The sequence below is a fragment of the Streptomyces griseus genome, from assembly GCF_001715295.1.
Classification (GTDB): domain Bacteria; phylum Actinomycetota; class Actinomycetes; order Streptomycetales; family Streptomycetaceae; genus Streptomyces; species Streptomyces griseus_G.
In genome coordinates this window covers 945,181-966,911 of sequence record NZ_MDKB01000003.1, presented here as the reverse complement: position 1 = coordinate 966,911, position 21,731 = coordinate 945,181, and the positions used below count along the sequence as shown (strand labels likewise).

General features: G+C 71.9%; 17 protein-coding genes and 1 pseudogene. 9 read left to right on the top strand and 9 right to left on the bottom strand.

From position 1 onward, the window contains the following. Positions 1–10 precede the first annotated feature (10 nt). Positions 11–586, bottom strand: coding sequence for a M23 family metallopeptidase (locus tag BA175_RS20445; protein WP_069172873.1), 576 nt, complete (start codon positions 584–586; stop codon positions 11–13). Positions 587–665: 79 nt separating this feature from the next. Here BA175_RS20445 and BA175_RS20440 point away from each other — a divergent pair, with 79 nt between their 5' ends. Beyond that, positions 666–872, top strand: coding sequence for a hypothetical protein (locus BA175_RS20440; protein ID WP_069172872.1), 207 nt, complete (start codon positions 666–668; stop codon positions 870–872). Positions 873–886: 14 nt separating this feature from the next. Here the strand turns inward: BA175_RS20440 and BA175_RS20435 are convergent, their stop codons facing one another. Continuing rightward, positions 887–1,297: a RidA family protein gene (locus tag BA175_RS20435; RefSeq protein WP_069172871.1), complete on the bottom strand. Its 411-nt coding sequence runs from the start codon at positions 1,295–1,297 to the stop codon at positions 887–889. 365 nt (positions 1,298–1,662) lie between these two features. Beyond that, positions 1,663–2,574, bottom strand: a complete 912-nt coding sequence (locus tag BA175_RS20430) for a hypothetical protein (protein WP_069172870.1) — start codon at positions 2,572–2,574, stop codon at positions 1,663–1,665. A 504-nt stretch (positions 2,575–3,078) separates the two neighbouring features. Here BA175_RS20430 and BA175_RS29845 point away from each other — a divergent pair. Further along, positions 3,079–3,818, top strand: a pseudogene (locus BA175_RS29845) (transposase family protein). A gap of 61 nt (positions 3,819–3,879) precedes the next feature. On the opposite strand, the gene BA175_RS20420 reads toward BA175_RS29845, so the two are convergent. After that, positions 3,880–4,302 carry a hypothetical protein gene (locus tag BA175_RS20420; RefSeq protein WP_254667921.1) on the bottom strand — a complete coding sequence of 141 codons (423 nt, stop codon included), beginning with the start codon at positions 4,300–4,302 and terminating at the stop codon, positions 3,880–3,882. Between the two features lie 306 nt (positions 4,303–4,608). Then, positions 4,609–6,093, bottom strand: a complete 1,485-nt coding sequence (locus BA175_RS20415) for a PucR family transcriptional regulator ligand-binding domain-containing protein (protein ID WP_069172868.1) — start codon at positions 6,091–6,093, stop codon at positions 4,609–4,611. A gap of 141 nt (positions 6,094–6,234) precedes the next feature. Here BA175_RS20415 and speB point away from each other — a divergent pair, with 141 nt between their 5' ends. The 4 genes from speB (at position 6,235) to BA175_RS20395 (ending at position 13,586) form a co-directional block, all read left to right on the top strand. After that, positions 6,235–7,203, top strand: coding sequence for an agmatinase (gene speB, locus BA175_RS20410; protein WP_069172867.1), 969 nt, complete (start codon positions 6,235–6,237; stop codon positions 7,201–7,203). Positions 7,204–7,650: 447 nt separating this feature from the next. Next, complete coding sequence (locus tag BA175_RS20405; RefSeq protein ID WP_069172866.1) at positions 7,651–11,469, top strand: ABC transporter ATP-binding protein; 3,819 nt, start codon at positions 7,651–7,653, stop codon at positions 11,467–11,469. A gap of 180 nt (positions 11,470–11,649) precedes the next feature. Further along, positions 11,650–12,021, top strand: a complete 372-nt coding sequence (locus tag BA175_RS20400) for a hypothetical protein (RefSeq protein WP_069173140.1) — start codon at positions 11,650–11,652, stop codon at positions 12,019–12,021. A 77-nt stretch (positions 12,022–12,098) separates the two neighbouring features. Next, entirely contained in the window at positions 12,099–13,586 is a 1,488-nt protein-coding gene (locus BA175_RS20395; RefSeq protein ID WP_069172865.1) for a S28 family serine protease, read from the top strand. A 93-nt stretch (positions 13,587–13,679) separates the two neighbouring features. Here BA175_RS20395 and BA175_RS20390 read toward each other — a convergent pair whose 3' ends face one another. The 4 genes from BA175_RS20390 to BA175_RS20375 all read right to left on the bottom strand — a co-directional run bounded on the left by BA175_RS20390 (position 13,680) and on the right by BA175_RS20375 (position 18,269). Further along, entirely contained in the window at positions 13,680–15,506 is a 1,827-nt protein-coding gene (locus BA175_RS20390; RefSeq protein WP_069172864.1) for a glycoside hydrolase family 3 protein, read from the bottom strand. Between the two features lie 174 nt (positions 15,507–15,680). Next, on the bottom strand, positions 15,681–16,202 hold the full coding sequence (locus BA175_RS20385) for a cupin domain-containing protein (protein WP_069172863.1): 522 nt from the start codon (positions 16,200–16,202) through the stop codon (positions 15,681–15,683). A gap of 158 nt (positions 16,203–16,360) precedes the next feature. After that, positions 16,361–17,149, bottom strand: a complete 789-nt coding sequence (locus BA175_RS20380) for a sugar phosphate isomerase/epimerase family protein (protein WP_069172862.1) — start codon at positions 17,147–17,149, stop codon at positions 16,361–16,363. A 58-nt stretch (positions 17,150–17,207) separates the two neighbouring features. After that, positions 17,208–18,269: a LacI family DNA-binding transcriptional regulator gene (locus BA175_RS20375; RefSeq protein WP_069172861.1), complete on the bottom strand. Its 1,062-nt coding sequence runs from the start codon at positions 18,267–18,269 to the stop codon at positions 17,208–17,210. Positions 18,270–18,377: 108 nt separating this feature from the next. Between BA175_RS20375 and BA175_RS20370 the strand changes: the two genes are divergently transcribed. From BA175_RS20370 to BA175_RS20360, 3 genes are read left to right on the top strand one after another with little or no spacing between them, the layout of a single operon-like run. Beyond that, entirely contained in the window at positions 18,378–19,529 is a 1,152-nt protein-coding gene (locus BA175_RS20370; protein ID WP_069172860.1) for a Gfo/Idh/MocA family protein, read from the top strand. A 37-nt stretch (positions 19,530–19,566) separates the two neighbouring features. Further along, positions 19,567–20,709, top strand: a complete 1,143-nt coding sequence (locus BA175_RS20365) for a dihydrodipicolinate synthase family protein (protein ID WP_069172859.1) — start codon at positions 19,567–19,569, stop codon at positions 20,707–20,709. Next, entirely contained in the window at positions 20,706–21,539 is an 834-nt protein-coding gene (locus tag BA175_RS20360) for a sugar phosphate isomerase/epimerase family protein (protein WP_069172858.1), read from the top strand. Before BA175_RS20365 ends, BA175_RS20360 begins: the two co-directional genes overlap by 4 nt. Positions 21,540–21,731: the final 192 nt, after the last annotated feature.

Here is a 21,731-nt window from a genome sequence, read left to right as displayed (position 1 = left end):
CGATGGCACGTCAGCATCTGTTGGTGCTGGCCTGGTTGCGCTTGAGGTAGTCGCTCCAGGTGACGCCCTGGACGACCGCGACGACGACCGAACCGTTGTACTTCTGCTCGTAGTGCAGGTGCGGGGTGATGTCGTACAGGGCGGACGTAGCGCCGACCTCGCCGATCTTCTGGCCCATGTTGACCGTGTCACCGGCGCTCACCGTGCGCGTCTTCAGATGCGCGTACCGCGTCTGCCAGCCGCCCCCGTGGCCGATGACTATCGTGTTGCCGTATCCGGCGCCCGTGGAGTAGTACGACTCGAGCACCGTGCCACCCGCACTGGCGAACACCCGGCGGCCCAGATCGTCAGGGTTGCCGTTCGCGTCGTAGTGGTTCCAGTCGATCGAGTGCGCGGGGCTGTGCCCGGACCAGTTGCTGCCGAGCCAGGTCTGGTTGCACTCGAAGGGCATCTTGAAGGCGGGCCGCGAGGTGACCACGGCCTCCGACGAATCCGCCACCGGTACCGCGACAGCGACCGGAGCGGTGAGCGTGACGGCTGCGAACGCGGCCATGGCGGTCAGCGACCGGCGAAACTTCCTGTGCATGGTTCTCCCCTTGTCGTCGGGTGACACGGCGATTCAAGGAGGCGCGCATACACAGCGGATACATTCCGGCGGGACCGCGGTGACGACGCCGCCGCACCTTTCAGTCGGCGAACGCGCTGCCGAACTGCTGTGCCACGCCGCCGACATGCTGGACGACCGGCAGGTGACCGCGCCGCAACTGCGGTACGTCGTAGCCCGCATGGCCGAGTCGCTGGGTGACGTCCACCGGATCGCCCGAAGCCGAGGCGAACGCCTGGCGGCTCTGCGCACCGGCCACGAGGACTGAGCGGGCGACGGCTCTCAGGCGTCGAGCACCGCTGCGACCGCTTCGATCTCCACGAGCTGGTCGCTGTACCCGAGGACCGTGACGCCCAGCAGCGTGCTCGGCGCGTCGTGGTCCCCGAAACCGGCCCGCACCACGTCCCAGGCGGTCACGAGGTCCTCCTGCCGCGAGGACGCGACCAGAACCCGCGTGCTGATGACGTCCTCCAGCGAGGCGCCCGCGTCGGCGAGGGCGGTGCGCATGTTCTCGAACGCCTTCGCCGCCTGGCCCGCGTAGTCGCCCACCGCCGCCGTGGAACCGTCCTCGTTCAGCGGGCACGACCCGGCGAGGAAGACCAGCCGGGCGTCGGCGGGGGCAGTGGCGGCGTAGGCGTACTCGGCCACGTCGGAGAGGGTGGTGGAGCGGATGAGTGTGACGGCGCGGGGCATGGCATCCAAGTCCTGTGGCGTGGGCGGGAGATCCCCTGTCTAGCAGACTCCCACCGGGGCGTCCTCCCCATTTCCCTCCGCGCGGCCGGTGCCTCCCGCCGGACGTTCCGGTGCATCGCTTGGCGTGATGTCCCTGGAGCCCGACGTCGGGGAGGCTGTCATGCAGTGCCTCGACTGGATGCGGCAGGCAGAGGCGCGACCGGGTCACGGCGTCATCGACTTCCGCTCCTGAAGCGCGCGGGGACGCCTCGGCGACCCTCCTCGGACCGAGGAGAGCCGGTACGAGCATCTGCGCGCCACCTCTCAGGGCCGGGTGGACCCGGCCGTCGGGAAGCTGCGGATGTTCATGTGCTGGCCAGCCGGGTTCACCTGCCTGAGCGGCCTACCCGCCTGGTGAAGCGCCGTATCCCTCTTCGGGTGGGCGCGAGAGGCGGGTCAGCGGGGGCGACCTGGACCTGAGCCGCGGGCAGGGCCGGTGCGGGGACGGGTGCCGGGGTCCGCGCGTACCGGTTGCCTCGTTCGATCCGGCTCCGGACGGCCTGGGCCATGGCGTGGTGGGACGGCTCCCGCAGCAGACCCTCTGCGGACAACCTCTGCCACATGTGCAGCAGTTCCTGTCCCCTGGCCGCCACCTGGGCCTCGTCACGCAGCCGTTGCCACGCGGCGGTGGCACGGGCCACCTCGGGAACGGCCCGGTGCAGATCGCTGCTGCAGCGTATGCGCGCGACGGTCAGCGCGAGGCCGACGGAGGTGGTGTAGTCGCCGCGGCGATAGGCGATGTACGCCTCGATCGCCCTGGCCTCCAGTGACATCTCGTCCTCCGCGCCCCGGCGCAGCGTCAGGTGTTCCCGCAGTGCGCCGGCGAGGACGAACGCGGCGTGCAGTTCCTCGCGCTGCGCGTGCTGGATGATCCGTTCGACGCGGGCGAGCGGAGGAAACGCTCTCTCCTCGGCGGCGGTCCGCTCGTGCCCCGGCGGGAGGTCCTCCTCCTCGGCGATGGTCCGGCTGGAGCCGTCGGGGTACACCCGAAGCCGCGCCACCTGCCGCACGCTGCGGTCGATGACGGTCGCCGCCACCGGAGCCCCCAGGGTGCGGGCGAACATGGCTATCGCGTCGAGGATCGCCTCGTTGGGCGGGCGTGTGCCGCCCATCGCCAGCAGGTGGCCGTTGACCACCGTCGACCCGTCCTCCGCCACGTAGGCGTCGAGACGGACGAGTGGCTGTGCGCTGAGGGCGGGGAGGTTTGCCTTGTCAGGGGGCGTCAGTGGGTGAGGCATCCGCTCAGGCTCCGGGCCGGACCACGTCGAGGGCGGGCAAGGAGGCAGCCGGTGCGGTGGTGTGTCCGGGCTGTGGAACGTGGACCATATGTTCGCCTCCGAGGTACATGCCCACGTGCGTGGCGTCATCCTAATAGATGATCAGGTTGCGGGGCCGGGCGGATGTCAGGCCGGTCCGGGGCACATCGCGCGTGCGGCCGATCACCTCGCCCTCGGAGACGTATGGGATCGGTCGACGAAGCGGCTTACCTTGCGTGCCGCGGGCAGCGCTTTCGCGACGAGGGCACCCTTATCCCGGGCGGTGGCCGCGCCGCCTACGTAAGGCGCGATCAGGCCCCCGCGCGGCAAGGGCCCTGCCATGGACCTCTATGTGAGGAAGGTGGAGTTAGTGAGCCTCCGTGGACTGGCCACCGATCGGGTGATGGGGCGTGAGCGCAACGAGCGAGGGCTCCGGGTTGTTGATCGAGACGACTGACGTCTCACCCACGTGACTCGGGGGCCTCGTTGGTCATCCATCCTGCCGCACTCGACCTGCCGAACGAACTCGTGGAGTGGGACACGATGCTGATCATCATCCGTCAGGGCGACCGGCGCTGCAAGCTCCGTCCGTCCCAGCGCGCGATGGTGGTAATGGTGTACCTGCGCGGCATACCACTCTCGCGAAGATCGCAGCCGGGTTCGGGATCAGCGAGTCCACCGCCCACGCCTACACCGGCGCGGTCGTCGACCTGCTCGCAGAGCGTGCACCGAGCCTGCTGCAGACGCTGCGCGAGCACGAACCCGAGTTCGTCCTGCTCGATGGCACCCTCGCCGAGTGCGACAGGGTCGGCGACGGCCGGGCTGCCTATCTCCACAAACACGGCGTGAACGTGCAGGTCGTCGCCCACCAAGACGGCCAGTTGCTGTGGCTCTCACTCGCCCTGCCCGGCCGCACCCGCGACCTGTCCGCCGCCCGCACCCACCGGATCATCCGCATCTGCGAACGCCAAGGGGTTCCGTTCTGGCCCACCTCGCTTACCAGCCGCGCCGGCCCATGGCTGACCACCGGCATCAAACGCCGACCCCCTGCGGGAGCTCACCCCCACCGAAAAGTCCCGCAACCAGGCACTGGTTGCAGCCCGAGCGCTCGTCCAACGCGGCATTGCGAGGCTGAAGTCCTGGCGCATCCGCCGCAGGTCCGATGTTGCCCCAACTGCACGACGTCAATCGCCAAGGCCATCCTCACGCTGGAGGGGCAACGCTGAAGAAGCTCATTCTGTGTGGGCTCCGCCAGGGGTATCCGACGCTGATCTCTTTGCGTAGACGTCATGTCTCTTCGGCGTCCAGCGCGTCAAGGGTGGCCGGGTCGAGCGTGAGGAAGGGAGCAGCGGAGGCGTTGCTCTCCAGGTCGCGCAGCGGGATCATTACGCCGTTGAGGTCGAGGTACTCCTCAAGGTGGTAGCCGCCACCCCGTTCGTACATGACCAGCAGTGGCTCGTACGGATCCGGTAGATCCGTGGGTAGGTCGCTGTGGGCTTCCCGCAGGACTGCCCAGCGGACTGCGCCGCGACAGGTGGTCCTGAGGGAGGCGGGGGCGAGTTCCTCCAGGAGTTCCTCCAGTTCGTCAGCGATGTCCGGCGGGGTCGTAGTTTCGGCGTCGACGTGCTCGGCTATGTCGAAGAAGGGCCAGGCTGCCTCGACGTTGTAAGCCTTGGCCCACAAAGCCGCCCGGCGCAGGTACTCACGCATCAGCAGAGCACGCGAATTGGGGTGGTCAAAGGCGGCTGAGTCGTCATCCCAGTTGATGGCCCGCAGCCTGGCCAACACGATGCGTGAAGAGTCCTCGGTCACTTCAGGTTCAGCCCCTTGGCTCGCAGCTCATGGAAAACATCCTTCACGAAGTCATCGATATTCGACAAATCCGCATCAAGTTCCGTTTTCGGATGCTTCAGGTCGAGCTTCTGCCAGGCGGTTCCGAAGCCACCCCGCACCGGGTTCGGCGCCAGGTCGTGGGCGCCAGCCGCACCACGTCCCAGGGGCTGTTTCAGGGCGCGTTCACGGGGTGCGCCCCCGCAGGGCGAACCACAGCTCCGTCCGTACGTCCATGTCGTCCAGGTCCACGTCCAGCAGGGCCGCGCACCGCGCGACGCGCTGGCGGATCGTGTTGCGGTGGAGGCGCAGGGCCACCGCCGTACGGTCCCAGCTGCCGTGGAGGCTCAGCCAGCAGCGCAGCGTCTCGGCCAGGGGCGCGGTGAGGGGGGCCAGCAGGGCGCGGGCGTGGGCCTCGGCGCGGTCGGCCGGGATCAGGCCGGCCAGGCCCCCGGCGCCGGAGCGGTGCGTGGTCAGCGGGGCGCGGGTCGCCTCGGCGTGGCCCAGGGCCCGGGACGCCTGGCTTTCGGCGGCGGGCAGGGCGGTCACCGGGACGGAGGCGGAGACGCCGAGGGTCCAGCCGGGCTGTGCGGCCACCGCCTCGGGAGGGCCGGGGAGCAGGATCCGTACGGTCCCCCGGTCCACGTCCGTCAGGGCCGAGCCCAGCGCCGCGCCGAGCGCCCCGGCGTTCAGCGGGTCGGCCGGGGCGCCGTCGGCGCGGCGGGCATGGGCCACCGTCCAGGAGTCGCCGTCGCCCAGCAGCGGGGCCACGTCCTCGGGGGCCGCGCCCAGCAGGAGCCGCACGAGCGCCGCCGAGCGGCCCGCCGCGTCGGCGCCCTGGTGCGGCACGGTGAGCAGGGAGAGCAGGACGGCCGCGATCCCCGCGACGGTGTGGTCGCCGGGGTCACGGCGGGGCGTCGCCAGGGCGAGGACCAGCCCCTGTCCGCCGCCGAGCGCGTACGCGAACAGGTGGGTGCCGCCCCGGGTGTCGGTGGCCGACGACGGGCTCGGCGCCCGGCCGGCCGCCGGGCCCGTGCCGCTGTCGGGGGCGGCGGGGGCCACCACTCCGGCCAGCCGCGCCAGAGCCGCCCGCACCTCCGGTGCCGGATGCCCGCCCGCCGTGTGCAGCGCTCCGCCGTCCGGCTTGAGGACCGCGACCTGGCCGTCCAGGTGCACGGCCAGCTGACGCAGCACCGCCGGCACCGGGTCGGGGCGGGCCGCCGCCGTCGCCAGGGCCTGCTGGGCGCGGGTCACCCTGCGCAGCTCACGGTGGCGCGCCTCCGCCATCAGCCGCCACACGGCCCGGGCGAGGGCGGTGAAGCGGGTCCCGGGAGGGACCTCCACCAGGGGCAGCCCGTGCCGGTCGCACGCGTCCACCAGGCCGGACGGCACCGTGTCGTGTACCGGCGCCAGCCCGAAGCCGAGCGCCGCCGCCCCCGCCTGCACGAGCCGGGCCACGTAGGTGTCCGCGTCCGTGAGCTGGACCCCGGCGGTCAGCAGCAGCTCACCGCCGAGCAGATACGGATACGGGTCGGCCATCTCCGAGGCGTGTACCCACAGGAGATCCGCGTGGTCGGGACCGGCGATCCGGCGCAGCCCCAGTTCCTCCCGGGCCAGCAGTTCGGCCAGGGCGACGGGCGGGGCCGGTGGTCCGGCGGGGAGTTCCGGCATGGACGATCCATCCATCAACGTGGTCGGGAATGGATGAAACGTACACTTCAGCGTCGGCTTCCGGCCACCTACCGTCGTCCCTGCGGGCGGCACCCGAGCGGACACCCGGCCGCCGCGCACCCGAACGAAAGGCACCCCACCATGAGCAGCAACGAGACGCCGCGCGGTCCGATCGACTCCTCGCGCGTGCCCCGGTACGCCGGGCCCGCCACGTTCGCCCGGCTGCCCCGGCTCGACGAGGTCGGTACCGCCGATGTCGCCGTCGTCGGCGTGCCCTTCGACAGCGGGGTCTCCTACCGCCCCGGCGCCCGCTTCGGCGGCAACGCCATCCGCGAGGCGTCCCGCCTGCTGCGCCCGTACAACCCCGCCCAGGACGCCTCCCCCTTCGCGCTCGCCCAGGTCGCGGACGCCGGGGACATCGCCGCCAACCCGTTCCACATCGACGAGGCCGTCGAGACCGTCGAGGCGGCCGCCGACGACCTGCTCGCGACCGGCGCCCGCCTGATGACGCTCGGCGGGGACCACACCATCGCGCTGCCGCTCCTGCGGTCCGTCGCCAAGAAGCACGGGCCGGTCGCCCTGCTCCACTTCGACGCGCACCTGGACACCTGGGACACCTACTTCGGTGCCGAGTACACCCACGGCACACCCTTCCGCCGGGCCGTCGAGGAGGGGATCCTCGACACCGAAGCGCTGTCCCACGTGGGCACCCGCGGACCGCTGTACGGCAAGCAGGACCTCACCGACGACGCCAAGATGGGGTTCGGCATCGTCACCTCCGCCGACGTCATGCGGCGCGGGGTCGACGAGATCGCCGACCAGCTCCGGCAGCGCATCGGCGACCGGCCGCTCTACATCTCCATCGACATCGACGTCCTGGACCCGGCCCACGCCCCCGGGACCGGCACCCCGGAGGCCGGCGGCCTCACCTCGCGCGAACTCCTGGAGATCCTGCGCGGCCTCTCCTCCTGCCACCTGGTCTCCGCCGACCTGGTCGAGGTCGCCCCCGCGTACGACCACGCGGAGATCACCTCCGTCGCCGCCTCCCACACGGCGTACGAGCTGACCACGATCATGTCCCGCCAGATCGCGGAGGGCCGCGGCCGGTGAGCCACGACCACGACGGCCTGTGACGGACACGGGGGACCTCGCCCCCTGCCACTCCGTCGTGACCGCCCTCGCGGCCGCCGCTCACCCCCGCCCGGGCGCAGGCCGCCCTGAACCCGGGGGCCGGCGCCCGGCCACCGCACCGCACCGCACGCGGGCACTGCGCGTCCTGTGCCCACCGGACGCAGCGGCGGCGGTCCCGTGGCCCAGAACCTCGCGCGCCTTCGGTGAGGCCACGGCGACGCAACCGGCCCGCCCGGGCTGCGTCGCCCTCGCCCCTTTCCTTCGGAACGAGTGAGCCGGAGGCGGGGGGCGGATGGTCCTAGGACCATCCGCCCCCCGCCTCCGCCCATAAGCCGAGAATTGTTGCAGCGGGATGAAATCCGCAGCTGACCGTGTTGGTGACTGGCGGTAGACCGGCGGGCGGTACGGGGACATGCGGGAGGCACGATGGCGGGCGAGAGCGTGGACGGGGAGCGGAAGGACGCGACGGAGAAGGGCACGGCGCAGCCGGGGTGGGCCCGGCGGCTGACCGGATACGCGTGGCGCTACCGCCGCAACGTCCTGCTCGCCCTGGGTTCCTCCCTGGCCGGCATGGCCGTGATGGCCCTCGTCCCGCTGATCACCAAGGTGATCATCGACGACGTCGTCGGAAACCACACCCGGTCCCTCGGTCTCTGGACCGGGATGCTCGTCGCCGCGGCCGTCCTCGTCTACGCCGCCACCTACGTCCGCCGCTACTACGGCGGCCGGCTCGCCCTCGACGTACAGCACGATCTGCGGACCGAGATGTACGGCACCCTCGCCCGGCTCGACGGGAAGCGGCAGGACGAGCTGTCCACCGGCCAGGTCGTCGGGCGTGCCACCAGCGACCTCCAGCTGATCCAGGGACTCCTCTTCATGCTCCCGATGACCATCGGGAACGTCCTGCTCTTCCTCATCTCCCTGGTGATCATGGCGTGGCTGTCGCTGCCGCTGACCCTGATCGCCCTCGCCGTCGCCCCCGCCCTCTGGTACATAGCCCGCCGCTCCCGCGCCCGCCTCTTCCCGGCCACCTGGTACGCCCAGAGCCAGGCCGCCGCCGTGGCCGGAGTGGTCGACGGGGCCGTCTCCGGTGTCCGGGTCGTCAAGGGGTTCGGGCAGGAGGAGCAGGAGACGGGCAAGCTCCGCGAGGTCGGGCGCAGGCTCTTCGCGGGGCGGCTGCGGACGATCCGGCTGAACTCCCGCTACACCCCCGCACTGCAGGCCGTCCCCTCGCTGGGCCAGGTCGCGATGCTGGCCCTCGGCGGCTGGCTGGCCACCCGGGGCGAGATCACCCTCGGCACGTTCGTCGCCTTCTCCACCTACCTCGCCCAGCTCGTCGGCCCCGTCCGGATGCTCGCCATGGTCCTCACCGTCGGCCAGCAGGCCCGGGCAGGCGTGGAGCGCGTCCTGGAGCTGATCGACACCGAGCCCTCCATGCAGGACGGGACGAAGGAGCTGCCCGCCGACGCCCCGGCGAGCGTCGAGTTCGACGACGTGCGCTTCGGCTACGGCTCCCCGGACCCGGGGTCCGCCCGTGACGGGGAGACCGGAGAAGGAGCGGGCGAGCGTCCCGTCCTCGACGGGTTCTCCCTGACCATCGAGCCCGGCGAGACCGTCGCCGTCGTCGGCGCCTCCGGCAGCGGCAAGTCCACCGTCTCCCTCCTGCTGCCCCGCTTCTACGACGTGTCGCACGGCGCCGTCCTCGTCGGCGGCCACGACGTCCGCGAGCTGACCCAGGACTCCCTGCGGGCCGCCATCGGGCTCGTGCCCGAGGACAGCTTCCTCTTCTCCGACTCGGTCCGCGCCAACATCGCGTACGGACACCCGGACGCCACCCAGGAGCAGATCGAGCGGGCCGCGCGCGCCGCCCAGGCACACGGCTTCATCTCCCGGCTGCCGGAGGGGTACGACACCAAGGTCGGCGAACACGGACTCACCCTGTCCGGCGGCCAGCGCCAGCGCGTGGCCCTCGCCCGCGCCATCCTCACCGACCCCCGCCTGCTCCTCCTCGACGACGCCACCTCAGCCGTCGACGCCCGCGTCGAGCACGAGATCCACGAGGCGCTGGCCCAGGTCATGGCCGGCCGCACCACCCTGCTGATCGCCCACCGGCGTTCCACCCTCGGCCTCGCCGACCGCATCGCCGTCCTCGACCAGGGGCGGCTCGCCGACATCGGCACGCACGCCGAGCTGGAGCAGCGCTCCGCCCTCTACCGTCGGCTGCTCACCGACCCGGACGAGCTCGGCGGCACCTCACCGGGCCACCAGCGGGTGACGGACGCGGCGCCGGACGACGACCGCGCGCTCCAGGAGGAACTGGAGGCCGAGTTCGACGCCGAGCGCGGCATCACCCCCGAACTCTGGATCCGCAAGGAGGAGCGGCGTGACACGGCGGCGGCCGGCATGCCCGCCACACCCGAGCTCCTCGCCCAGGTCGAGGCCCTGCCACCGGCCACCGACACACCCGGCATCGACGAGGCCGGCGCCGTCCGCCCGGAGGAGTCGTACGGCCTGCGCCGGCTGCTGCACGGCTTCGGGCTGCCGCTGCTGGTGAGCCTGGTACTGGTCGCCCTGGACGCGGGCATGGGTCTGCTGCTGCCGGTACTGATCCGGCACGGCATCGACGACGGCGTGCAGCGGATGGCGCTCGGCGCCGTCTGGACCGCGGCCGGACTGGGCCTGCTCGCCGTCCTCGCGCAGTGGGCGGCCCAGATCGGGGAGACCCGGATGACGGGCCGCACGGGCGAACGCGTCCTGTACTCCCTGCGCCTGAAGATCTTCGCGCAGCTCCAGCGGCTCGGCCTCGACTACTACGAGCGCGAGCTGACCGGCCGCATCATGACCCGGATGACGACGGACGTGGACGCGCTGTCCACGTTCCTGCAGACCGGCCTGGTCACGGCCTTCGTCTCCGTGGTCACCTTCTTCGGCATCATGGTGGTGCTCCTCGTCCTGGACGTGCAGCTGGCCCTGGTCGTCTTCGCGACCCTGCCGGTGCTGGTCGTCGGCACGTTCTTCTTCCGCCGCAAGAGCGTCAAGGCCTACGAACTCGCCCGGGAACGCATCAGCGTCGTCAACGCCGACCTCCAGGAGTCCGTCGCCGGGCTGCGGATCGTGCAGGCGTTCCGCCGCGAGCGCGACGGAGCCGAGCGGTTCGCGGCCCGCAGCGACCACTACCGCCAGGCCCGGGTGCGCGGGCAGTGGCTGATCTCCGTCTACTTCCCGTTCGTCCAGCTGCTGGCCTCGGTCGCGGCGGCCGCCGTGCTGATCGTCGGCGCCGGCCGGGTCGACAACGGCACACTGACCACGGGCGCCCTGGTCGCCTATCTCCTCTACATCGACCTGTTCTTCGCCCCGGTGCAGCAGCTCTCCCAGGTCTTCGACGGCTACCAGCAGGCCACGGTCTCGCTCGGCCGGATCCAGGAGCTGCTGCGGGAGCCGACCTCCACCGCCGACCACGAGGCCCCGCAGAGCGTGACCTCGCTGCGCGGCGAGATCGCCTTCGAGGACGTGTCGTTCGCCTACGACGGCGAGGAGGAGGCCCTCACCGGCATCGACCTGCGCATCCCGGCCGGCCAGACGGTGGCCTTCGTCGGGGAGACCGGCGCGGGCAAGTCCACGCTCGTCAAGCTGGTCGCCCGCTTCTACGACCCGACGAGCGGGCGGGTCACGGCGGACGGTACGGATCTGCGCAGGCTGGACCGGACCGCGTACCGGCACCGGCTCGGAGTCGTCCCCCAGGAGGCCTACCTCTTCGCGGGAACGGTCCGCGACGCCATCGCCTACGGACTGCCGGACGCCACCGACGCCCAGGTGGAGGCGGCGGCCCGGGCGGTCGGCGCCCACGAGATGATCGCCACCCTGGAGGGCGGCTACCTGCACGAGGTCGCCGAACGGGGCCGTAACCTCTCCGCGGGCCAGCGCCAGCTGATCGCCCTCGCCCGTGCCGAGCTGGTCGACCCCGACATCCTGCTGCTCGACGAGGCGACCGCCTCCCTGGACCTCGCCAGCGAGGCACAGGTCAACCAGGCCACCGACCGGATCGCCGGCCGCCGCACCACGCTCGTCGTGGCCCACCGGCTGACGACGGCCGCCCGCGCGGACCGGGTCGTGGTGATGGACGGCGGGCGGGTCGCCGAGGACGGTACGCACGACGAACTCCTCGCCAGGAACGGCCATTACGCCCGGCTGTGGCGCACGTTCATAGGGGAGGGACTGGGCGAGGACGCCCCGGTGACGGTCTGACACCGTTGTCCGCCCCGGTTTCCCGGAACCTCGGGGGCCCCCTTGCGCGTCGTACACCCGTACGCATGTGTGCCCCGTGAGGGCCGCAGGGTTCGACGGAGCGGGTGGGGTGGACGAGTGGCGGGACGACCGAGGGCCTCGGGACGGCGGCGGCCTGCGCGACCGGCATCGGGCCGGCGCCTGGGAGCGGCACTGTTCGTGCTGCCGCTCCTCGCCTCCGCCGGCCTGGTACTGGGCGGCGGAGGCGTGGCGTCCGCGCAGGCCGCGGCAGCGTGTTCCGGACGGCTGGCCAAGACGGTGACGTTCGCCACCGGCTCGCTGCGCGTCTACGAGAGCCGGTCCTACGCCTGCGCCGTCGCGGTCGCCAAGAAGCCGGGCACGCGCCGTGCGATGCGCGTGTCGCTGCAGCCGCGCGGGGGACGGGCGGTCGTGGACAGCGGCACCTTCACCACGCTGGCCGGACCCGTCACGGTCCACGCCCTGAACCGGTGTGTGCGCGCCTCCGGTTCCGTCGCGGGTTCCTCGGGTTCCACCGGATGGATCCTGTGCTGAGGTGCGTCCGGGTCTGGCGTGGCGGGTGTGGTCCCCGCTAGGTTCACGGCGTCTGTCGTGAATCAAGGGGAGGGTGCATGCGCAAGGCGCTCACAGGGGTTCTGTCGCTGGCGGTGCTCATCGGCACGGCGAGTGCGACCGGAGCCTCGGCCGGTGCGGCCACCGCCGCGGAACCGGCCGCGAAGCAGAGCAGCGGCTCCGTCAGCAGCAACGGCGAGAGCAGCGGCGAGGACATCAAGGACCGCATCCTGGCCATCCCGGGCATGCGTCTGATCGAGGAGAAGCCGTACCCCGGTTACCGCTTCTTCGTCCTCGACTACACCCAGCCGGTCGACCACAGGGACCCGGCCAAGGGAACCTTCCAGCAGCGTGTCACCCTGCTGCACAAGGACACGACCCGCCCCACGGTCTTCTTCACCAGCGGCTACAACGTCTCCACCAACCCGAGCCGCAGTGAGCCGACGCAGATCATCGACGGTAACCAGGTCTCCCTGGAGTATCGTTACTTCACCCCGTCCCGCCCGGCCCCCGCCGACTGGTCGAAGCTCGACATCTGGCAGGCCGCCAGCGACCAGCACCGGGTCTTCACGGCGCTGAAGAAGATCTACTCCGCGAACTGGCTGACCACCGGCGGCTCCAAGGGCGGCATGACCGCCACCTACTTCGAGCGGTTCTACCCGAAGGACATGGACGGCGTCGTCGCCTACGTGGCGCCCAACGACGTGGTGAACAAGGAGGATTCGGCCTACGACCGGTTCTTCGAGAAGGTCGGCACCAAGGAGTGCCGCGACCGGCTGAACGGCGTCCAGCGCGAGGCGCTCGTGCGCCGCGGCCCGCTGGAGGAGAAGTTCGCGGCGTACGCAGCCGAGAACAGCCTCACCTTCGACACCGTCGGCTCGCTCGACAAGGCGTACGAAGCCGTCGTCATGGACTACGTCTGGGCGTTCTGGCAGTACAGCCTGCTCTCCGACTGCGAGGCCATCCCGGCCGACGCCCCGAACGCCACCGACCAGGAGATATGGGACTCCATCGACGGCATATCGGGCTTCTCCGCCTACGCCGACCAGGGCCTGGAGCGGTACACGCCGTACTACTACCAGGCGGGCACCCAGCTCGGATCGCCCGACATCGAGCAGCCGTGGCTGGACGGTCTCAGCCGCTACGGCTACCAGCCGCCCCGCACCTTCGTGCCGCGCTCCATCCCGATGAAGTTCGAGCCCTCGGTGATGCGCGACGTGGACACCTGGGTGCGGAACAACGCCGAGCACATGCTGTACGTCTACGGCGGGAACGACCCGTGGGGCGCCGAGCCCTTCCGCCTCGGCCGGGGTGCGCGTGACAGCTACGTCTTCACGGTGCCGGGCGGCAACCACGGCTCCAAGGTCTCCGGCCTCGTCGCCGACCAGAAGGCCACGGCGACCGCCGCCATCCTGCGCTGGGCCGGAGTCGCCCCGGCGGCCGTCGAGGCCGACCCGGCGAAGGCGAAGCCGCTCGCGAAGTTCGACGCGAAGCTGGACAAGCGGGACCAGGAGCTCGAAAGGAACCCGGGCACGCTGAGGCCGTAGCGCCGAGGCCGGGGTACGGCCCCGGCGGAACCGCACGTGGACGGGCCGGTCGTACCGGGTGGGCCCACCCGGTACGACCGGCCCGTAGCCGTGTCAGTAGGACAGGCCGTAGCCGACGGGGTACAGCGTCCGTTCCGGGTCGTCCACGCGCTGCACCGGAACCGGCAGGCGGCCCACCGGCTCGGCCCGGCCCGCGATGACCCGGACGGCAGCCCGCAGCTCGACGTCGGTCCAGGAGTACGCGGCCAGGCTCGCCGCGTAGCCCGTACCGGTCAGCTGGGCGATGTCGTACGGGTTGCGCAGGGCGAGCGTGATCACCGGGACGCCGGTGGCCGCGAGCGCGCTGACCAGGGTGCGCTGGGAGCTGGTCGCCGAGACGTTGTACGTCCCGACGACCACGGCGTCCTTGCCCTGGGCGGCCGCCACCGCCTCCGCGATCCTCGCCTTCGAGGGGGCCGTCCCCGTGGACAGGGCGGTCGCCGAGAACCCCAGCTCCTGGAAGGCGCCTGCGAGCGTGGTGGTCGGCGGTCCCGTAGTACCGGACGGTGAGGCGGGATCCGCGCCGACCACCAGCAGGTCGCGGTGCGAGCGGCGGGAGAGCGGCAGCAGCGCACCGGTGTTGGCGAGCAGCGTGGTGGTGTGCTCGGCGATCCGGTCGGCGGAGGCCAGATGGGCCCGGGTGCCGACGGTCCGGTCCACACCCGCGTGCGTGACGTAGGGGTCGCGGAACAGCCCGAGCTTCGACTTCAGCCGGAAGATGCGCAGGATCGATTCCTCGATCCTGGCCTCACTGATCTCCCCGCTCTTCACCGCCGCCAGGACGGCGTTCCAGGCGACCGAGAGGTCCGGCGGGTTCAGCAGCTGGTCGACCCCGGCCTTCAGGGCCAGGACGGGGACGCGCTCGTCGCCGTACTTGGTGCGCACACCCTCCATGCCGAGCGAGTCGGTGACGACGACGCCGTCGTAGCCGAGCTCCTCGCGCAGGATGCCGGTGAGGATGGGGCGCGAGAGGGTGGCCGGGTCCTCCGAGGGGTCCAGGGCGGGGACGACGATGTGCGCCGTCATGATCGAGTCGATGCCCGCCGCCGCGGCGGCCCGGAACGGCGGGGCGTCCAGCTCCGCCCACTGCTCCCGGGTGTGGTGGATGGAGGGCAGACCGGTGTGGCTGTCGGTGCTGGTGTCGCCGTGACCGGGGAAGTGCTTGGCCGTGGCGGCGACCCCCGCGCTCTGGTACCCCTTCACCTGGGCGGCGACCAGGGCAGCCACCGACCGGGGGTCGGAGCCGAAGGACCGTACGCCGATGACGGGGTTGGCCGGGTTCACGTTGACGTCGGCGTCGGGCGCGTAGTTCTGCCGGATGCCGAGGGCGGCCAGCTCGGCCCCGGCGATCCGGGCGGCCGTGCGCGCGTCCGAACGGGAACCGCCCGCACCGAGGGCCATGGCGCCGGGCATGAGCGTGGCCGGCTCGCCCACGCGGCACACGATGCCGTGCTCCTGGTCCGTCGAGATCAGGAGCGGCAGAGGTGTCGGCCCGGCGAGCCCGGCGCGCTGGATGCCGTTGGAGAGCTCGGCGATCTGGTGCGGGTCGCGGGTGTTGTGCGCCCAGGTGAAGTAGATGATGCCGCCGACGTGGTACGTCGAGATCAGCTCGGCCGCGGTGCGGACCCCGATCTCGGCGAGGTTGGCGTCGATGTCCGCCTGGTCGGGGGCGGTGGCGGAGTGCCCGTACACCCGCATCACGAAGAGCTGGCCGACCTTCTCCTCGAGGCTCATCCGGGCGATGAGCCGCTTGAGGCCGCTGTCGGACGAGGGACCGGTGGCCTGTGCGGCGCCGGAAATGCCGACGACCCCGGTGGCGGCCGCGGCGACGGTGGCCGCGGTGGCGGCGAGGAGGGTGCGTCTGGAGGTGCGGTGGTGCACGTGAGCCCCTTCCGGTACTGAAAGAAACTTCCAAGAAGGTACGGATATATGGAAAGTAACTTCCGGTCAAGAGGATCACCCGAAAAAACCGGGACACGCGCGGGGACGGGCGGGGGTGACGGGCGAAAGGGTGAGGAGGCCGGGCCTGCCGGACGCGCACGCCGGCGGGGCGGGTCACGCCGACCCGCCGAGGGCGGCCCGCCAGACGGGGCTGTCCACGTAGTGGTTGTCGAAGCGCTCGGCGGACTCGGCGATCTCCTTCGGGTCGGCCTCGCCGCGCATCACCCGGCCGAGCAGCCGCAGGTAGTCGAACCGTCCCATGCCCGGGGTGAAGACGAACAGGACGTCCGCCTCATGGCCGGGCGCCGCCGCGAACGCGTGCGGGGTGTGGGGCGGCACCAGCAGGAAGTCGCCTTCGCTCAGGACGGTGACCTCCTCGCCCACCAGCACGCGCAGGGCTCCGCCGAGCACGAAGAAGAGCTCCGACGCCCTGGTGTGGAAGTGGGCCGGTGCGCCCACCGCGCCCTCGGTGAACGTGGACCGGTAGCTGGTGCAGCCGCCCCCGGTGCTGTCCGAGTCGGCCAGCAGGGTCATCACGCTGCTCGGGTCGGCGCAGGTTTCGGCGTCCGCGCGGCGGGTCAGCACGGCGGGGAAGGAGGGGGAAGTCGTGGACACGGGAGGCGTCTCGTCGGTCATGAGAACGACCCTACGACCCGAAAAGCCCCCTTCCGTAGGTCACTTCCGTGCAGAAAGCTTGGGCCAATTCGCCTTCTCCTCATGGGCGTTCGTGGTCCGGGTGTGCCGCCCGTAGGCGCCGGGCCGGTCCCGCGCGCCCGGGGCCCGGACGCCTTGGCCTACTGCTTGGGCGCGCCGAGCCGCAGCAGATACTCCCGTCCCATCGACAGCAGCCCCGGCAGGGGTGCGGCGGCCGGGTGCCAGCGCTTCTCGTACTCCCAGCAGACCCAGGCATCGGGGTCGAGCGTGTCCAGGCACGCCTTCAGGGGCAGCACCCCGTCCCCCAGTGCCAGCGGTGTGGTCTCCTCGGCGGACGCGAGGTCCTTCACCTGGACGTAGCCGAGGTGGGGGGCGAGCACCGCGTGCGTGGCCGCCGGCTCCTCGCCTGCCAGCCAGGTGTGCATGACGTCCCAGACGGCACCGATCTGCTGGTGGCCGACCGTGCCCACGACCCTGGCCACGTCCACCCCGGCGCGGTGCGAGTCGTGGGTCTCCAGGAGGATGCGTACGCCCAGGTCGGCGGCGTGCGGAGCCGCGGCGCCCAGCCGGCGGGCGGCGTCGGCGTCGGCCTCGGCGGCATCCCGGTCGCCGCCGCCGGGGAAGACCCGGACGTTCGCCGCCCCCAGGTCGTGGGCCAGTTCGACGAGCTCGGTGAGCTCGGCCTGGACGGCTGCGTCGTCCCCCTCGGCGGCGACCCGTACGTATCCGGCGAGAGCCAGGATCTCGACCCCGGCCTTCGCGAACTCCGCCGCCACCGCCTCCCGTTCGGCGGGTGTCAGTCCGGTGTGCACCGGCTCCTCGGGGTGTGTGCGCAGTTCCACCCCCGCATACCCGTGGTCGGCGGCGAGCCGCGCCACCTCGGCGACCGGCGTCCCCGGGACTCCGAGGGTCGAGAAAGCGAGCTTCACGTGCGTGTCCTTTCGTCGGTGCCGGTGAACCGGTACCCAGGTACGGGGCGCGAAACCCTCACCCCACCCGGGGGGCCGCCGTCGACCCGCGCACCGTCAGCTCGGCCGGTATCGTCGCGATGCCGCCGGGTGGGGGCTCCTCCTTGCCCATCGCCAGCCGCCCCGCCCGTGCCCCGGCGTCGAACAGCGGCAGCCGTACGGTCGTCAGCCCCGCGTCCACCGAGAACGGCAGGTCGTCGAAGCCGGCCACGGAGACGTCCTCGGGGATGCGGAGGCCGCGCTCCCGGACCGCCGCGCACGCGCCCAGGGCCACCGTGTCGTTGGCGGCGACGATCGCCGTCACCCCCGGCTGCCGGCGCAGGAGTTCCAGCGTGGCGTCGTAACCGGAGCCCCGGTCGTACGGTCCGTGCACGGTGAGGCTCTCCCCGTCCCCGTGCACCCCCGCCGCCTCCAGCGCCTCGCGGTGGCCCTCCAGGCGGTGGCGGGTCGTGGTGCGCTCCAGCGGCCCGGCGACATAACCGATCCGGCGGTGTCCGAGGCCGAGCAGGTGCTCGGTCAGGACCCGGCCGCCGCCCCGGTTGTCGAAGGCCAGCGAGGCCACGACCGCGTCGGAGTCCGGCAGCGGGGGGCGTCCGCAGAAGACGATCCGCGTCCCGGCGTCCGCGAGTTTCGCCAGTTTCGCGGTCATGGCGGCCTGGTGTGCGGAGTCCTCCAGGGCGCCGCCCGTGAGGACGAGGGCGGCCGCGCGCTGGCGCTGGAGGAGGGTGAGGTAGGTGAGTTCCCGCTCGGGCGAGCCGCCCGTGTTGCAGACGACGGCGAGCTTTTCGCCCCCCGCGCGGCCCGTTCCGTCGCCGGGCCCGCCGATCTCGCTCTGCGCGGCCCCCGCCATGATGCCGAAGAACGGGTCGGCGATGTCGTTGACCAGGATGCCGACGAGGTCGGACGTGGCGGCGGCCAGCGAGCTGGCGGGGCCGTTCAGCACGTAGTCGAGATCGTCCACCGCGCGCAGGACCCGCTCCCTCGTGGAGGTGGCCACCGGATAGTTGCCGTTCAGCACGCGGGACACGGTGGCCGGGGACACCCGGGCGCGAGCCGCCACGTCCGCCAGGGTGACTGTCATCGCTCTCCTCCGAGGAGTTGTGGGGCGCCCCTCTTGTCCGGGCCGCAGTCGGCAGGCTAGCGTCATACCGTATAGAAAGCGCTTGCTACGGCTGTATGGAGGTACTTCGTGACACGCAGGACAGTGCGCATCGCCATGAACGGCGTCACCGGACGCATGGGATACCGGCAGCACCTGGTGCGCTCGATCCTCGCGATCCGTGAGCAGGGCGGCCTCGACCTCGGCGACGGCGAGGTGCTGTGGCCCGAGCCCGTCCTCGTCGGCCGCCGCGCCCACGCCCTGGAGGCACTCGCCGACCGGCACGGCCTGACCGAGTGGTCGACCGACCTGGACGCGGTGCTCGCCGATGATTCGATCGACATCTACTTCGACGCCCAGGTCACCTCGGCGCGCGTCGAGGCGATCAGGAAGGCGATCGCCGCGGGCAAGCACATCTACACCGAGAAGCCCACCGCCACCGACGTCGAGGGCGCCCTCGCACTGGCCCGCCTCGCCCGTGACGCCGGGATCAAGCACGGTGTCGTCCAGGACAAGATCTTCCTGCCGGGCCTGCTGAAGCTGAAGCGCCTCATCGACGGCGGCTTCTTCGGCGAGATCCTCTCCGTGCGCGGCGAGTTCGGCTACTGGGTCTTCGAGGGTGACTGGCAGGAGGCCCAGCGGCCGTCCTGGAACTACCGCGCGGAGGACGGCGGCGGCATCGTGGTCGACATGTTCCCGCACTGGCAGTACGTCCTGCACGAGCTGTTCGGCCAGGTCACCAGCGTCTCCGCGCACGTACGGACACACATCCCGCAGCGCTGGGACGAGCACGGCAAGCCCTACGCCGCCACCGCCGACGACGCCGCGTACGGCACCTTCCAGCTGGCCGGAGGCGCCGTCGCCCAGATCAACTCCTCCTGGGCGGTCCGGGTCAACCGCGACGAACTCGTCGAGTTCCAGGTGGACGGCACCCACGGCTCCGCCGTCGCGGGACTCCGCAACTGCCGTGTCCAGCACCGCTCGGCCACCCCCAAGCCGGTCTGGAACCCCGACCTCCCGGTCACCGAACCGTTCCGCGACCAGTGGCAGGAAGTCCCCGACAACGCCGTCTTCGACAACGGCTTCAAGGCCCAGTGGGAGCTGTTCCTCCGCCACATCGTCCTCGACGAGCCCTACACCTGGGACCTGATGGCCGGCGCCCGCGGTGTCCAGCTGGCCGAGCTCGGACTCAGGTCCTCCGCGGAGGGCCGCCGCCTCGACGTACCGGAGCTGACCCTGTGACCGCCCCCGCCACCCCCGGAGCACCGGAGCTGATCCCGTGACGATCCATCTCCCGCAGGGCCCGTACGAACCCCGCAGCACCCCCCTCGACCTCACCCCGGGCGGCGGCCCCCTCGCCTCCCGGACGGTCTTCTCCGCCGCCCACGTGGTGGCCGACCCGTACGCCGACATCAGCCCCGACGACCCGGCCGCCGTGGACTGGGACGCCACACTCGCCTTCCGCCGCCACCTCTGGTCCCACGGCCTGGGCGTCGCCGAGGCGATGGACACCGCGCAACGGGGCATGGGCCTGGACTGGGCCGGGGCCGCCGAACTGATCCGGCGCTCGGCCGCCGAGGCGAAGTCGGTCGGCGGCGCCCTCGCGTGCGGCGTGGGCACCGACCAGCTCACCGGCCCGGCGACGCTCGCCGAGGTGCGCGCCGCGTACGAGGAGCAGCTCGCCCTGGTCGAGGAGAGCGGCGCCCGGGCCATCCTGATGGCCTCCCGGGCGCTGGCCGCCGCGGCCCGAGGCCCCGAGGACTATCTGGAGACGTACGCCCACCTCCTGCGCCAGGCCACGGAACCGGTCGTCCTGCACTGGCTCGGACCGATGTTCGACCCGGCTCTGGAGGGGTACTGGGGCTCCGCCGACCTCGACGCCGCCACCGACACGTTCCTGGAGGTCATCGCCGGACACCCGGACAAGGTCGACGGCATCAAGATCTCGCTCCTGGACGCCGCACGCGAGATCGACGTGCGGCGCCGGCTGCCCGGCGGGGTGCGCTGCTACACCGGCGACGACTTCAACTACCCGGAGCTGATCGCGGGCGACGACCGGGGCTTCAGCCACGCCCTGCTCGGCATCTTCGACCCGCTGGGCCCGCTGGCCGCCCACGCGGTACGGATCCTCGACACCGGGGACGTCGAAGGCTTCCGCGCCGTCCTGGACCCCACGGTCGAGCTGTCCCGCCACCTCTTCCGGGCCCCGACGCGCTTCTACAAGACCGGCGTGGTCTTCCTCGCCTGGCTGGCGGGCCACCAGGACCACTTCACGATGGTCGGCGGCCTGCAGTCCGCGCGCTCGCTCCCGCACCTGGCGAGGGCATACGAACTGGCCGACCGGCTCGGCCTGTTCCCTGACCCCGGGCTGGCCGAGTCCCGGATGCGCGCGCTGCTGGCCGTCCACGGAGGAAGCCGATGAACACGGAACTCTCCTGCCTGTCCCTCAACCAGGAGACGGTCCGGCAGCTGTCCTTGCCCGAGCTCGCCGAGAGCTGCGCCACGGCGGGCATCGGCCGGGTCGGCCTGTGGCGGGCCCCCGTGCAGGAGTACGGGGTCGAGCGCGCCGGGCAGCTGATGAAGGACGCCGGTCTCACCGTCACCAGCCTCTGCCGGGGCGGCTTCCTCACAGCGACCGACCCCGCCGATCGCGCGCGCGCCCTGGACGACAACCGCGCGGCCGTGGACGAGGCGGCCGGCCTGTCCACCGACACCCTGGTCCTGGTCTCCGGCGGGCTCCCCGCCGGGGACAAGGACCTGTACGGCGCCCGGGAGCGGATCGCCGACGCGCTGGGCGAGCTGGCCCCGTACGCACAGGAGCGGGGCGTCCGTCTGGCCGTCGAACCGCTGCACCCGATGTTCGCCTCGGACCGCTGTGTGGTCTCCACCCTCTCCCAGGCGCTGGACCTGGCGGAACGCTTCCCCGCCGAACAGGTCGGCGTGGTCGTGGACGCCTACCACGTCTGGTGGGACGACCAGGTGCCCGCCCAGATCGCCCGGGCGGGGGCGGGCGGCCGGATCCACTCCTTCCAGCTCGCCGACTGGATCACTCCGCTTCCGGCGGGCGTACTCGTGGGCCGTGGCCAACTCGGCGACGGGTGCGTGGACTTCCGTGCGATGCGCCGTCAGGTCGAGGCGGCCGGGTTCACCGGGCCCATCGAGGTCGAGATCTTCAACGAGGGCCTCTGGGCCCGCGACGGCGCCGACGTGGTGGCCGAAGTGGCCGCCCGCTACCTGGAACATGCCTGCTGAGAGCCCTGTCAGGGCGGCCGGGCAAAGAGACGGTCAAGGCGTGCAACCTTTCCGCACCCTGCCCGGTCATATTCGGCGTCGGGACTTCCGGGGAGGGGTCCGGGGGGAACGGGAAGCCCGACGGAGGGGGAGAGCGAGGGGGGTCCGGCCTGTGGGCCGGGCCCCATTCCGCTTTCCGTGCCGCCGTGCCGC

Excerpts from the sequence above, each read along its gene's own strand:
- BA175_RS20445 (WP_069172873.1), bottom strand. The coding sequence starts at position 586 with ATGCACAGGAAGTTTCGCCGGTCGCTGACCGCCATGGCCGCGTTCGCA.
- BA175_RS20430 (WP_069172870.1), bottom strand. The coding sequence starts at position 2,574 with ATGCCTCACCCACTGACGCCCCCTGACAAGGCAAACCTCCCCGCCCTC.
- BA175_RS20405 (WP_069172866.1), top strand. The coding sequence starts at position 7,651 with ATGGCGGGCGAGAGCGTGGACGGGGAGCGGAAGGACGCGACGGAGAAG.
- BA175_RS20385 (WP_069172863.1), bottom strand. The coding sequence starts at position 16,202 with ATGACCGACGAGACGCCTCCCGTGTCCACGACTTCCCCCTCCTTCCCC.
- BA175_RS20415 (WP_069172868.1), bottom strand. The coding sequence starts at position 6,093 with ATGCCGGAACTCCCCGCCGGACCACCGGCCCCGCCCGTCGCCCTGGCC.
- BA175_RS20420 (WP_254667921.1), bottom strand. The coding sequence starts at position 4,302 with ATGCGTGAGTACCTGCGCCGGGCGGCTTTGTGGGCCAAGGCTTACAAC.
- BA175_RS20375 (WP_069172861.1), bottom strand. The coding sequence starts at position 18,269 with ATGACAGTCACCCTGGCGGACGTGGCGGCTCGCGCCCGGGTGTCCCCG.
- BA175_RS20360 (WP_069172858.1), top strand. The coding sequence starts at position 20,706 with ATGAACACGGAACTCTCCTGCCTGTCCCTCAACCAGGAGACGGTCCGG.
- BA175_RS20435 (WP_069172871.1), bottom strand. The coding sequence starts at position 1,297 with ATGCCCCGCGCCGTCACACTCATCCGCTCCACCACCCTCTCCGACGTG.
- speB (WP_069172867.1), top strand. The coding sequence starts at position 6,235 with ATGAGCAGCAACGAGACGCCGCGCGGTCCGATCGACTCCTCGCGCGTG.
- BA175_RS20395 (WP_069172865.1), top strand. The coding sequence starts at position 12,099 with ATGCGCAAGGCGCTCACAGGGGTTCTGTCGCTGGCGGTGCTCATCGGC.